Annotated in this window: 9 protein-coding genes and 1 tRNA gene; 5 read left to right on the top strand and 5 right to left on the bottom strand. The window is 65.8% G+C overall.

Annotated elements, in window-relative coordinates; genetic code table 11:
• Positions 1–140 precede the first annotated feature (140 nt).
• Positions 141–323, top strand: coding sequence for a hypothetical protein (locus tag GEMMAAP_RS04250; protein ID WP_026850107.1), 183 nt, complete (start codon positions 141–143; stop codon positions 321–323).
• On the opposite strand, the gene GEMMAAP_RS04245 is transcribed toward GEMMAAP_RS04250, so the two are convergent.
• Complete coding sequence (locus GEMMAAP_RS04245) at positions 301–1,164, bottom strand: NAD(P)-dependent oxidoreductase (RefSeq protein ID WP_026850108.1); 864 nt, start codon at positions 1,162–1,164, stop codon at positions 301–303. The two genes, GEMMAAP_RS04250 and GEMMAAP_RS04245, sit on opposite strands and share 23 nt — an antisense overlap.
• Before the next feature lie 104 nt (positions 1,165–1,268).
• Here GEMMAAP_RS04245 and GEMMAAP_RS04240 point away from each other — a divergent pair, with 104 nt between their 5' ends.
• Positions 1,269–1,682, top strand: a complete 414-nt coding sequence (locus tag GEMMAAP_RS04240) for a c-type cytochrome (RefSeq protein WP_026850109.1) — start codon at positions 1,269–1,271, stop codon at positions 1,680–1,682.
• 122 nt (positions 1,683–1,804) lie between these two features.
• On the opposite strand, the gene GEMMAAP_RS04235 is transcribed toward GEMMAAP_RS04240, so the two are convergent.
• From GEMMAAP_RS04235 to GEMMAAP_RS04220, 4 genes are all read right to left on the bottom strand, one after another.
• Positions 1,805–4,888, bottom strand: coding sequence for an efflux RND transporter permease subunit (locus tag GEMMAAP_RS04235; RefSeq protein WP_043581084.1), 3,084 nt, complete (start codon positions 4,886–4,888; stop codon positions 1,805–1,807).
• 29 nt (positions 4,889–4,917) lie between these two features.
• Positions 4,918–8,004 carry an efflux RND transporter permease subunit gene (locus GEMMAAP_RS04230; RefSeq protein ID WP_075071422.1) on the bottom strand — a complete coding sequence of 1,029 codons (3,087 nt, stop codon included), beginning with the start codon at positions 8,002–8,004 and terminating at the stop codon, positions 4,918–4,920.
• A gap of 15 nt (positions 8,005–8,019) precedes the next feature.
• Positions 8,020–9,192: an efflux RND transporter periplasmic adaptor subunit gene (locus GEMMAAP_RS04225; protein ID WP_075071421.1), complete on the bottom strand. Its 1,173-nt coding sequence runs from the start codon at positions 9,190–9,192 to the stop codon at positions 8,020–8,022.
• Positions 9,193–9,363: 171 nt separating this feature from the next.
• Positions 9,364–10,461 (bottom strand): NHL repeat-containing protein, encoded by a 1,098-nt coding sequence (locus GEMMAAP_RS04220; RefSeq protein ID WP_026850112.1) that lies wholly within the window; start codon positions 10,459–10,461, stop codon positions 9,364–9,366.
• A 206-nt stretch (positions 10,462–10,667) separates the two neighbouring features.
• Here GEMMAAP_RS04220 and GEMMAAP_RS04215 point away from each other — a divergent pair.
• From GEMMAAP_RS04215 to ruvX, 3 genes are all read left to right on the top strand, one after another.
• Positions 10,668–10,741: transfer RNA gene (locus GEMMAAP_RS04215), tRNA-Arg, on the top strand.
• A gap of 51 nt (positions 10,742–10,792) precedes the next feature.
• Positions 10,793–12,046 (top strand): transcription termination factor Rho, encoded by a 1,254-nt coding sequence (rho, locus tag GEMMAAP_RS04210; protein ID WP_026850113.1) that lies wholly within the window; start codon positions 10,793–10,795, stop codon positions 12,044–12,046.
• Complete coding sequence (gene ruvX, locus GEMMAAP_RS04205; RefSeq protein WP_053334276.1) at positions 12,046–12,531, top strand: Holliday junction resolvase RuvX; 486 nt, start codon at positions 12,046–12,048, stop codon at positions 12,529–12,531. The genes rho and ruvX overlap by 1 nt, the downstream gene beginning before the upstream one ends.
• The last annotated feature ends 180 nt before the right edge of the window (positions 12,532–12,711 follow it).

Genomic DNA, 12,711 nt, shown 5'->3' with positions numbered 1-12,711 from the left:
TATCCCTTGGACACCGGAAGAGGGGAATTCGTTCGAATATCGGGCCGGCCGACCGGCGATACGGAACCCCCGGCCCGGGGCTGCAGTTTGCCCCCTGTGGCTTGTAGCTTTCGCCCCGGACCCTTAACCAGCCCCCGCCAATGCCGTTCTTCGATCATCCGGCCAACGCCGACTTCCTGCTGCCGATCATCAAGCTTCCGCTCCTCCTGATCTCGTCGATCTTCCAGGTGGTGCTTGCCGTCGGTCCGATTGGTCAGATCGCGATTATCGCCGTTGCCATCGCGCTCTTCACGAAGAACATCATGGGACCCGCGCGGCCGTAACGGCATCGCGCGCAATTACGCCGAAATCCTCGGCCCCGTGCCCCTGCGCAATCACTTCGTCCATGCGCGCGGCAATGCTGGGCAGTGCCGCAAGGGGCCGAGCACCGGCGGTTTCGAGCATCAGTCGTAAGTCCTTGCGGGCCATGGTGAGCTCGAAGCTCGCCGCAAAATCGCCTTCGCTCATCTTTTTGCCCCGGTTCTGCAGCATGGTGCCGGGGTTGAAAAATTCCAGCAGCTTGAGGGAGTCGGCTGGCGACACGTCGCTGCCGGCCGCGAGCGTAAACACATCGCTCACCAGCGCGCCCAGGCCAATGATGAAGGCGTTGCCCATCAGCTTGTAGGCCGCCGCGAGATCGGAACGCTCGCCCCAGTACACCACCTTCTGGGCCTGCTGCTCCAGCGCCGGCTTGACCTGGGCAAAGAGCGCCTCGGGGCCGCTGGCCATGATGATCCCCTGCGCCAGACGCGCTGCGGCGGGGCCAATGAACACAGGGCAGTGCAGATAGTGCACCCCTTGGGCATTGAGCCGCTGGGCCCGTTCGGCCGTCAGCGCCGGCTGCGTGGTGGTGTGGTCGCAGATGATGGCGTTGGCGCCGAGTCCGGGGCGCAGGGCGGCCACGATCTCTTCCACCACCTCGTCGTCCTTGAGTACGAGGTGTACCCGTTCGGCGCCGCGTACGGCATTTGCCGGGGTGTCTGCCACGGTGGCGCCAAGGGCGGCGAGCGCCTCGGCTTTCTCACGAGTGCGGTTCCAGACCGTGACGCTGTCGCCGCGACCGAGCGCGGCCTCCACGAAGCCGCTACCCAGCAGCCCCGTTCCGAGATATGCAATGGCTGTCATGGTTGAAAAATAGCGATGTCGGCCAAGTGGATGCACGTTTACCGCTGACGGACATTGCGGTCCGGTTCGGCTGCACCCCTTTACCCACCATCAGCCGTTTTCTCATGCGCTCACTTGCTGCACTCTCGCTTTTGCTGGTGTTTGCCGCCTGCCGCTCGGGTGGTGCTGGTGCGACCGGCGCTGGCACGGCCGCCAAAATCGTTACGCCGCCCGAGGTCACGCCGGCCGCTGTCGCGCTGGGTGATTCGCTCTTCAACAACGGCGGCTGCATGCGCTGCCACGGCGCCAAGGGCGTTGGTGCCGCGAACGGCCCGGTGCTCGCCGACACGCAGTGGGATCAGCTCACCACTGGCAGTTTTGAAGAAATTCGGGCAATCATCGTAAGCGGTGTGCCGAAGGACAAATTCAAGGTGGCGAGCCGGCCCAACGCCATGCCCGCCCGTGGCGGACGCATGAACCTCAATGACACGCAAATCACCGCCGTCTCGGCGTACGTGTGGACGTTGTCGCATAAGTAGTGGTGCGTTTGGGCTGAGATTGGTTGTTCGGGAACGTGGGTTGTGCCCGAGCGAAGCAGGTGGGGAGGTGCGGAGTTGAGGAGAACAACCGTTAAGGACGTTCTCCACACCTCTTCACCTCCTCAGCTCTCTCGATCAGGCACAGCTCCCCCCGTCGTTCGCGTCGACGCGGTGCGGCCAACAAGCAGCGCCGGCATAAAAAAGAGCACGCCGAGTGTGCCGGCCACTGTGCCGCCGGCGGTGGCGAGGGCGATGGCGCCAAAGAGCGTGTTGGTAGCGGTGCCAATGCTGAGCGGTGCCAGCGACGCCAATGCCGTGCAGGTGACCAGCACAATCATGCCGGCGCGATCGAGCGCGGCGTGCACTACCTGCTCAGCGCTGAGGGGGCCGGTGCGTTTGCGCGTAGCGAGTGCGGCGTCCACCAGCAGAATGGTTTGATTGACTGAGAGCCCTACCACGAGAATGACGCCCACGGCCGCCTCGCGAGTGAAGGCGGCGCCGGTGAACCAGAAGGCGGCCACCACGCCGCACAGCGCGAGCGGCAACGAGAGCAGCACCATGGCCGCGCCCCAGATGCTGTCGAATACCAGTGCCACGCTCAGCACCACGAGCACGACACCGAGTGCGAAAACGAGCCAGAGCCCCCGCTGGCTGCCGTCGTCCATGCCGAAACCACCCTCAGTGCGATCGGTGAAGGTGTAACCGGCCGGTGCCGACAACGATTTCACAAACGCTTTGTGCGTGCGCTGCGCGAGCCTGTTGGGGCCGCGGAAATCGTAGCTTACCTGACGGATGTACTGCTGGTCTTCGCGCACCACACTGCCCAGCGCTTCCCGTTCGGCCACGCGCGATACATCGCTGATGCGCACCGGCGTGCCCGACATGGATGGCAGCAGCGCGCGTTCGAGTTCGGCAAGTGGGCGATCGCGCGCACCGCTCGCCTTGACCGTTACCGGCATTTCTTCGCCGCCAATTTCGAGCCGCTGCTGCCCCACGGGCCCTCGCACTTCGCGCGACACAGCGGCCACAAAGCTCTCGGCCGTAAGCCCGAATCGCGCGAGCGCCACGCGGTCTGGTTCGAGCGTCACCTGGGAGCCACGCTCGCCGCCAAACCAGCCACCACTCGTGACACGCACGTCGCGCACCCGCGTAATGCGTTCGAGCCGTGACTTGAGGTCACCGGCGAGTTTATCGACGCCCTCGTAGGAGAAGCCTTTGACCTGTACGCGAAAGCTCGACATGGTGCCACCACCGCCGCCGTTCGAAAACGCGGGGCCCTCGCCCGATACGTAGATGCTCGCGCCACCCACCAGCACCGCGCGCTGCGTGAGCAGTTCCTGCAGTTCGAGTGGCTCCGCGCTCATGCCGCCATCGCGCGTAAAGCGCACCACCATTTGTGCGCTCGCGCCACCGCCACTGGTCCGCACTTGCTCCACCTGCGGGCGATTGCTCACGAGCTGCTCAAAGTCGCGCAGGGCGGCGTCGAGCGTGGCCAGGTCGGAGCTACGCGGGAACGTGACGCCTACCGACAGCGTGCTGCGCCGTTCACCCCAGTTTCCGAAGCTCGACTTGGGCACCTTGGCCACGAAGCCCCACGTCATCACTCCGAGCAACGCCACGGCAACGAGTCGCGTCGTCCAGCGAAAGCGCACGGTGAACAGCATGACCCGCTCGTACACGCGCGCGGTACGTGGCCATGTGGGCGAAGCCTGTACCTCCTGCTCCGCTTCACGTGCCATCGTGCCCAGCCCACGGGCCACCGCCGGCACCATGACCAGCGCCGTGAATACACTCCACCCCAGCGCAATCACAAACGCCAGCGCGAACGGTGCAAACGCGGCGCGAGCATCTCCCTGCAAATAGAGAAACGGTGCCAAGACCACCGCCGTCGTGAGCGAACCTCCCAACACCGCCGGCGCCATGCGATACGTCACCTCGGCGCGGGACGCCGCGCCCTCGGGTTCGCGCAGCAGCCGCTGCACCACCACTATGGCGTTCTGCACGAGAATACCCACGCCCATCCCCAGACCGGCGAGCGTGAGCAGATTGGCCGGAATGTCGAACAGGTAGAGCGTGAGCGCCGTGCCTCCAATGGCCACCAACGTCGTACCCATGACCACCGCTACCGCACGCACGCGGCGCATAAACAGCAGGAGTACGAGCAACACCGCCACCGTGGCAATCGCCCCACGTTTGGCGAGATCGTTCAGTTCACGCGCGAGCCCTTCGCTTTCGTCGACAGCAATGACCAGGCGTACTCCGGTAGGGAGCGTACCCTGCACCGCCGCAATCTCCGTGCGCAGCGCTGCGGCGGTGGCAATGGCATCGGCTCCCGGATGCCGCGTGATGTCGAGCGCCACGGCGGGTTGGCCGTCAATACGAAAAAACTGGCCACGCGCATCCTCGTCAGCGCGTACCACCGCCAGTTCGCTCAGGCGGAAGCGTCGCCCCCCCGCGCCAACCACCGGCAGCGAGTCGAGCGAGGCAATGGCCGCCGGCGCATCGTGCAGGACCACCGCACGGACCCGTCCACCTTGGCTGAGCGTGCCGAGCGATTGCACCACCCGAGATGCTCCCACGACCTGCGCGAGTCGTTCGGGGGGAATGCCGAGTTGGCGTAAACGCGCTGCGTCGTAGCTCACCGATACACCGCGTTGTGTACCTCCGCGCGCAAACACACCGGCCACTCCCGGCACACTCGCGAGGCGCGGCTGCACCCGTTCCTCGAGCACCCGCTGCAGTGTGCCCGGCGTGTACGGCCCGCCAATGGTGAGCGAGAGCAGCGGCGCTTCTTCGAGCCCTTCAGGCACGTAGTTGCTGACCTGCGGCTGGTAGGCCCCGGGGGGCAGTTCTCGCCGCAGCAGTTCGAGCCGTTCGAGAATGGCGAGTCGCGTGAGCGGCACATCGGCGCGCGGTTCGAGTTCCACCGTGAGCATGCACGCATCGTCGCGGCTGGTACTGTTCACGCGCTTCACGCCGCGCACTCCCTGCACCGCCGCTTCAATGGGCGACGTGAGGTATGTCTCGATGACTTCCGGCGACGCACCAGGCCAGTAACTGCTGACCATGAGTCGAGGCAGCTCCACCGACGTGCGCGTGGCCAGCGGCAGTCGCGTGAACGCGATGCCGCCGGCCATGAGCAACGCCACCGCCAGCGCCCACATGACGGCGGGGCGCCGCGTGGCGGCGTTTATGAGCGCGCGCATCGCTGCTTCAACCGGTTTATCGCGCGCACTTATGCACCGCGCTTCTTCTCCAGCACCGCATACGCGGTGGGGAGCAGGAAGAAGGTGACAAGCAAGGCGGTAATGCTGCCGCCAATGATACCAGCTGCCAACGGCTGATACAGCGATCCGCCGCTCCCCCAACCTAAGACCAGCGGCAACACGCCTGTGATGGTGGTAATACTCGTCATGGCAATGGCGCGCAGCCGCCTGGCGCCACCCTGCAGAATGGCGTCGTGCAGCGGTACGCCCTGCTCCCGCAGCGCTCGTATGGCATCCAGCTTGACCACCGCTTCGTTATCGGCCATGCCGATCATCACCACAATGCCAATGAGACTCACCGCGTTGAGCGATTGTCCCGTGAGCCACAACAGAATGACCGCACCTGCACCAGCCAGCGGCACCGTAAGCATCACCACCAGTGGAATGGTAAAGCTTGCGAACTCGGCGGCGATTACCAGAAACACCAGTGCCGCCGCGAGCACCGCCACCAGCACGAGTTCGTTGCTGGTGCGTTCGCGTTCGGCGTCGGCACCGCCCACCTGCCTGCTGATACCGGGTGGAAAGGTCATGGCGCCCAGGACCCGCTGTACTTCGTTATTGGCGCGCGCGGTGCCGCCGCTTTCCACCAGCGCTTCCACCAGGCTGACGGGGCGCTGATTCACGCGCACCACCTCCAGTGGCGCACGCGTTTCACGCACCTGCACCAGTTGCGACAGCGGCACGCCGTTGAGCGGCGTGCGCAGCGCGGCGTCGAGACTCTCGTTGGCCACACCGGCGTAGCGCACGGCAATGGGGGTGCGCCGGTCTGTCTCCCTCAGTTCGCTGGCCGGCACACCACCCAGCGCGCCCGCCAGCGCGCTCACCACTTGTTGCGGGGCAATGTTACGCTCGGCCAACCGGTCGCGTTGCAGCGACAGCTCCACCAGCGGCTGGGTGCTGGCGTAGGCATCTCGCACATCGGCCAACTCGGGCAACGCCTGCAGTGCCTGGCGCACCGAGTCGCTCCACTGTTGCGATAGCGCAGCCGATGCGGCCGACAGCTCCACACGCACGAGGCTCCCTTCGCGGCCAATGAGCGCGCCAAACTCCGACTGCCCCGCGAGGTCAATGGCCAACGAGCCCTGCGTCAGATCAGGAACCGCGGCACGGAGCTGCTGTGCGAGGCGCGCCGCGTCGCGGTTCTCCGGTACGGCAATGATGAGCTGCGCCGACGCACTCGACCCCGGGTCGGCGCCGGCGAGAACTTCTTCGTCAGTGGCTTTGCCCACTCGGGCGTAGACGTCGCGCGCGCCGAGTGCGCGGGCGGCGCGTTCCAGCCGCGCGACCTGTGCAGTGGTGGCGTCGAGCGCGGTGCCCTGCGGCAGCGATAGCTGCGCCACCAGTACGCCTTCGTCCACGCGGGGAAGAATTTCCTTGGGGAGACGCGCCACCAGTACGACCGTGACCGCGAGCAGCGCACCGGCCATGGCCAACACCGCCGCCGGATGCGCCAACGACCAGCGCATGCCATGCTCATAAGAGGCGGCGAGCCGTGCACCCAGTTTGTCGAGACGCCCATTGCGCGCAGGTTGTGGAGCGTGTGGCGCCGGGTGCTCCATTGGCTCCCGGCGCCGTCGCCCAACAATCATGACCGGCATGAGCGTGAGCGCGAGCAACAGGCTGGCCGCCACGGTGGTCACGACACTCAGCGACAGGTCGCGAAAGAGCGCTGCGGCCAGCCCCTGCACAAACACAATGGGCCCAAACACCAGCACCGTGGTGAGCGTACCGGCAAAGAGCGGCGCCGCCACGTCATTGGTACCGGTAACGGCCGCCTCGCGCAGCGGCATGCCTTCGTCGCGCCGCCGCCCTACCGCTTCGGCCACCACAATAGCCGTATCCACCAACAAGCCAGTGCCGAGGGCGAGACCGCCAAGGGAAAGCACATTGATGCTCACGCCAAGCGCCTGCAGCGCGACGAGTGCCATGAGCACCGACAGCGGCACCGTGAGGCCAATAGCGAGCGACAAACGCCAGTCGCGCAGGAAGAGCAGTATGACGAGCAGCGAAAGAAGTCCGCCGGCGACGATTTCCTGTCCGAGGTTGGAGAGCGCGTCGACGACGAAATCAGCCTGTGCGGCCACCACGGTGAGTGCGAGCCCCGGATACTCCTGCTCGAGTTGCGCCACCTGCGCCATGAGCCGCGAGGTGACCGCCACCGTGTTGGCGCCGGCATCCTTGTACACCACGAGTCCAACGGCATCGGTGCCATCGAGGCGTGTGCGTGTATCTGGCTCGGCCAGGGCAAGCTGCACCGTACCCACATCGCGCAGCAGCAACCCGCGTTGTGGTGGACCAAAGGGGGTGACGAGCAGCTCGTCGGCGCTGCGGAACTCTGTGAGTGCGCGCACGGCGAAGCGAAACTGTCCGCGACGAATGGTGCCACCGGCGCCGGTGACATTCTGCCGCTTGATCGCTTCGGCGACGTCGTCGGTGGTGACGCCGAGTGCTCGGAGTCGATCGGGATCGACGCTCACGCGAATCTCGTCGCGCGGTGCGCCGGCCACGGCCACGCTGGCGACGCCTTCAATTTGCTCGAGGCGTCGTGCGTGTACCTCGGCGGCGGTGCGTGCGAGTGTGCGCAGGTCGGCGCCCCCCTGCCCCTGCCCCGTGCTGGGGCGCGATGTCATGGCCAGCACGGCAATGGGGCGCTCACCGGGGTCGCTGGTAAGCAGCGTGGGGCGTTCTGCTTTCTGTGGAAGGGCGCCCCGCGACGCATCGAGCCGTTCTCGCACCGACAGCACGGTGGCTCGCATATCGGTGCCCCAGGCAAAGCGCGCTGTGGTGGTGGCCTCGCCGTTGCGGCTCACGCTGCGCAGCTCCACCAACCCCGGCGTGGCGCCAATGGCCTGCTCGATGGGTTCGGCCACGAATCGCGACACTTCGGGGGCCGCGGCGCCGGGGTACACTGTGCGCACGGTGAGCACCGGCAGCGCGACATCAGGGAGCAGCGAGACGGGCAGCCGCGTGAGTGACACCGCGCCCAGCAGGAGCACGGCAAGAATGGCGGCGACAGTAGCAACCGGGCGGTGAACAGCAGCGGCGGCGAGACTCATGCGTGGTCTCCCGCGCTATGGCGTAGGCGTGCGCGGTCGTGAGTCGGGCTTGGGCAACAGTTTGACCGGCGCATCGTGGGTGAGCGTGAGATGCCCTTCCACAATTACCGGGTCACCGGCCTTCACGGGAATTTCGCCGGTGCTGCTATCGGGGAGCACTTCGGTGTCCACGCCATTGCTGCGCCCGGGCACGATGTACGTCCACTGCGCGCGCCCGTCCTTCACCACGAAGACCAACGGGCGTCCATCGCGCTCGATGACCGCCCGTGTGGGTACGAGGCGCCGATTGCGCAGGCGTGTGGCTTCGAGCTGCACATCGGCGTACATGCCCGGGCGCAGCGTGCCATCGCCGGTGAGGCGCACAATGGCGCGTCCCGAGCGCGCCACACTGTCCACCAGTGGCAGCAACGCATCCACGCGTCCACGCAGCGGCCGGTCGGGGGCGCCGGCGCTGGTGACAATGGCCTCGCCGCCCACACGTATGAGCGACAGGTCGTGCTCCAGTACCTGTGCTTCCACGCGCAGTCTGCGCGTGTCCACCACGGTGGCAATGGGTTGACCGGCAGACAGTTTTTCAGCCACCGCCACATCAATGCTTTGCACCACCCCCGCCACCGGGCTGGTGACCACGGCGCGGGCCTGTTCGTAGCGAGCCCGTTCCAGGAGTAACCGCCCACCGGTGAGCCCCGACTTGTTCATGAGCGCCTTGCGCTGCTCGGGGGTGGGCCCGCGCCCCGTGACCAGAGACTCCGGCACATAGCTTTCGAGAAAGCGCTGCTCCGCTTCGTCGGCGCGGGCCTGTGCCTCGCGTACCGCGAGATCGAACGGATACGGGTCGAGCTTCACGAGTGGCGTTCTGGCCGCCACTTGGTCGCCGGCGCGCATGATTAGTTGCGCCACTGTACCCGCCACCTCAGCGCGTAGTGGCACGACCGCTTCGGAGCGTACCTGGCCGGTGGTGCTGACGCGAAGGATGAGGTCGCCATCGCGGGCCTCCAAGGCGGAGACGGGCAGGAAGACGGTTCCCGTGGCACCGGAATCGACGTGGTCGCCGGCGGCAAGTTCGAGGCTGGAGGACGAATCAACTGGAGTGTTTTCCGCCCCGGTGCACGCCAGCATGGCAATGAGCGCAACGACTGAAACCGGTGTGCCAGCCGCCGAAACGCCCCGTGTGTTCAGCATTGACATGACGAAATGGGAGGCACTGGCCCGCCGTTGCTTCAGAGGGTGAGAGACACGAACAGACTCCGCGCTACACTAGCCCTCGAACGTCATTTCTCTGTCACCCGAAAACGGCACGGGGATGCATTTGAACGCATGCCAATTGTTGCCCATCTCCCCCGGGGGGTATCCAGCCCATCAGCGAGGTGGAGACGGGAGGGCAACCGAATACACCACCAACTCCGCGCTACCATCCGCCAGACGTTCACCGACCACCAGCGCCTCATCGCCGCGCACCGACAGCAGCTCAAAGCCATTGAGGCGAATGGTGCGACGGCTTTGGCCATCGATTGACAGGATGGTGATGTCCAGCCGCCGGTTGCCCACCGGCGAGGTCACAACCCACGCGTCATGGCTTTCACTGTCCACCAGAACCGTACGATAGGCGGGCAGCGTTGTGCGAGTCGGCACCTTCTGCAGATCGAGCATCAGCTGTACACGCGCTCGCGTGGGGATATCGGCTTCCCGGGCCAGCTGCTCAATGGCGGCGCGCTTCAGCAGTTGGGTCGTGGGGCGCCCGCTGGTGCCAACCGAGTCTTCGCGCGGAATCAGCGTGGGCCACGAACGAAACGTGATGGTGTTGGTGTCGCCGGTACCGTGCCACACTCCATAGCGAGAGGCACCCAGTTGCAGGGCCGCGCCCATGAGCAGCACCTCACCGGCGGGCACGCTCAGCAGTGGCGCCCGCGGCACGTCCAACGTATCGAGCGGTCGCACATTGGCGCGCAGCATCCCCGTAGAGTCCGCACGCACAAACACACCGACCGCCTCGCCGTTGGGCCAGCAGGCCAACGATTGCGGCGGCGCCGCCAGCGGCACCGTATAGCGGAGCGTGCCATCCTGATAGAACTCGTTCACCAGTCGGTTGCCAATGTCGAGCACCGTGATGTTGCCATTGCCACACGACACCATGCGGTACGGTAGCGCAAACTGCCCGGGCTCATCTCCCTTCAGTCCCATGCGCCCCTTGAACTCGCCGGTATAACTGAACAGCTGCACCCGCGGATGCCGCCAATCCACAATGGCGATCTGCTCCTTCCCCAGAAGCACCGCATCGCGCACGCCCTCGACGGGGGCACCCCCCTCAAACCGGTCCATCGTGACCGACGCAATCACCCGCGGCGTGACCATGCGCGGTGCCACCACGCGCACGGCGGCGAGGGTGTCGACGGCGCCTTGGGCGGGGAGACGACCGGCGAGGGCCACGAATGTTGCGAGCACGAGATACGCGCGCATTGGTGCTCCAATGAGGTGTGGCCTGTGGGGCCGCTGGTGCAAAGCTAGGCGCCGGACCGCATTGGCCACAGACCGCGCCCCTTCCTTGCCCCTATCCCCCCCGCCCGGTTAGGTTCCCCTGTCTGATTGCGAGCCTGGGCCTCCGGGGTCCGGCTCGCCAGGCGGATCCCCGCGGGCAGTTCGTTGCCAGCGCTGAATGCCGTATTGCGCGCGTAGCTCAGTTGGATAGAGCGTCTGCCTCCGGAGCAGAAGGTCGCAGGTTCGAGTCCTGCCGCGCGCATGGCTTCGCCTTTCAGGGCAAGCCCCGCGCTCCCCTCGTTTTCTTTGCCTAGTGCACGTCGCCGAGCTGAAGCGGAAATCGGTTCCTGAACTCCTGGCCCTGGCTGAGTCATTGCAACTCACCAGCGTCACGGGGCTCCGTAAGCAGGAACTCATTTTCCGCATCGAGCAAGCCCTGCTCGAAACCGAAACGACGCTCTACGGTGAAGGGGTGCTCGAAGTCCTCCCCGAAGGCTACGGCTTTCTGCGGGCCCAGGACTTCAACTACCTGCACGGCCCCGACGACATCTACGTCTCCCCCTCCCAGGTAAAGCGTTTCGACCTCCGAACCGGTGACACGGTCATGGGGGAAGTGCGCCCGCCCAAGGAATGGGAACGGTACCTCGCGCTCCTCAAGGTGGAGCGCATCAACGGTGGTGACCCCGAGCAGTCCAAATTGCGCAGCGCTTTCGATAACCTGACGGCCAAGTACCCCGACGAGCGACTCAACCTCGAACGGAAGAACGGCGAAGTGGCGACCCGCATCTGCGACATCATCGCCCCCCTCGGCAAGGGCCAGCGCGCCCTTATCGTGGCGCCCCCCAAGGGCGGCAAAACCATCCTTCTCCAGCAGCTCGCCAACGCAATTGCCGAGAACCATCCGGAGGTGACGCTCATCGTGCTGCTCATTGATGAGCGCCCCGAGGAGGTCACCGATATGCAGGCCAACTGCCCCAGCGCCGAAGTGATCTGCTCCACCTTCGACGAAACGGCGGAACGGCACGTGCAGGTGGCCGGCATGGTGCTCGAAAAGGCCAAGCGGCTCGTGGAGAGCGGCAAGGATGTCGTTATTCTGCTCGACTCCATCACCCGCCTCGCCCGCGCTCATAACGCGGTGGCCCCGCAGGGTGGCAAGCTGATGTCGGGAGGCATGGAAGCCACGGCCATGCAGAAGCCCAAGGCGTTCTTTGGTGCCGCCCGCAACCTCACCGAGGGCGGCTCGCTCACCATTGTGGCCACCGCGCTCATCGAGACCAACTCGCGCATGGACGAGCTGATCTTCGAGGAGTTCAAGGGCACGGGCAACATGGAGCTGGTGCTCGATCGCAAACTGGCCGAAAAGCGCATCTTCCCCGCCATCGACATCAACAAGTCGGGAACGCGGCGTGAAGAGCTGCTGCTGACCGCCAAGGAGCAGCAGCGCACGTTCCTGCTGCGCACGTTCCTGGCGGACATGCCGAGCGACGAAGCGATGCTCTTTTTGCTCAAGCGCATGGAGCGCGCGCAGAGCAATCAGGAGTTCTTTGAACAGATGGCGGAAGCCTGATGTCGCAGGTGGGTCGGCTCTTCGCCGTAGACTGGGGCGATAAGCGGATCGGGCTCGCCGTGAGCGACGAGCTGGGCATGCTGGCCTCGCCGGTTGGCGTCCTCACGCGCCGCGCCGGCAAACGCCCACCGCTGGCCGAGCTGATGCGGCAGGCCGAGGAGCTGGGGGCCACGGGCTATGTGTTCGGGCTGCCGTTCGACCCGGCCGGCGCCGAGACCGATCGCACGCGCGAAGTGCGTGAGATTGCCGCCAAGCTGGCGTCGCGCCAGTCGCTCCCCATTCGACTGGTGGACGAGCGGTTCACCACGTCGTCGGCGTTGCGCAGTATCCGCGAGCAGGGTGGATCCACGCGTGGCCGCAAAGGGGACGTCGACGCCATGGCGGCGTGTGTGCTGCTGGAGAGTGTGCTCCGCGCCGCGTCGCAGGGAGTGGAGCTCGGGGAAATGGTGGTGGCCAGCGGCGATCTGTCGGCAGATGACGTGTAATTCGTGCTGGGCAGGTGTTGTCGTGCCTGCAGGTGTTGTAGTGCCTGATGGACGGAGGTGCAGAGGTGAAAAGCTGAGGAGAGCCTTTAAGCGTTTTTCTCCCCAACTCCTCACCTCTTCACCTCCTTCGTTCAGGTCCAATCCCACTCGGCCCTACAGGGACACCAGAGCCCACGCACT

This window comes from Gemmatimonas phototrophica (genome assembly GCF_000695095.2).
In the GTDB taxonomy this organism is placed as follows: domain Bacteria; phylum Gemmatimonadota; class Gemmatimonadetes; order Gemmatimonadales; family Gemmatimonadaceae; genus Gemmatimonas; species Gemmatimonas phototrophica.
Note: the sequence above shows the minus strand (reverse complement) of the source record. Positions and strands in the feature narration are given on the sequence as shown.

What these genes read in the sequence shown, in the direction of transcription:
- GEMMAAP_RS04250 (WP_026850107.1), top strand. Translation starts at nt 141, where the DNA reads ATGCCGTTCTTCGATCATCCGGCCAACGCCGACTTCCTGCTGCCGATC.
- GEMMAAP_RS04245 (WP_026850108.1), bottom strand. Translation starts at nt 1,164, where the DNA reads ATGACAGCCATTGCATATCTCGGAACGGGGCTGCTGGGTAGCGGCTTC.
- GEMMAAP_RS04240 (WP_026850109.1), top strand. Translation starts at nt 1,269, where the DNA reads ATGCGCTCACTTGCTGCACTCTCGCTTTTGCTGGTGTTTGCCGCCTGC.
- GEMMAAP_RS04235 (WP_043581084.1), bottom strand. Translation starts at nt 4,888, where the DNA reads ATGCGCGCGCTCATAAACGCCGCCACGCGGCGCCCCGCCGTCATGTGG.
- GEMMAAP_RS04230 (WP_075071422.1), bottom strand. Translation starts at nt 8,004, where the DNA reads ATGAGTCTCGCCGCCGCTGCTGTTCACCGCCCGGTTGCTACTGTCGCC.
- GEMMAAP_RS04225 (WP_075071421.1), bottom strand. Translation starts at nt 9,192, where the DNA reads ATGTCAATGCTGAACACACGGGGCGTTTCGGCGGCTGGCACACCGGTT.
- GEMMAAP_RS04220 (WP_026850112.1), bottom strand. Translation starts at nt 10,461, where the DNA reads ATGCGCGCGTATCTCGTGCTCGCAACATTCGTGGCCCTCGCCGGTCGT.
- ruvX (WP_053334276.1), top strand. Translation starts at nt 12,046, where the DNA reads ATGTCGCAGGTGGGTCGGCTCTTCGCCGTAGACTGGGGCGATAAGCGG.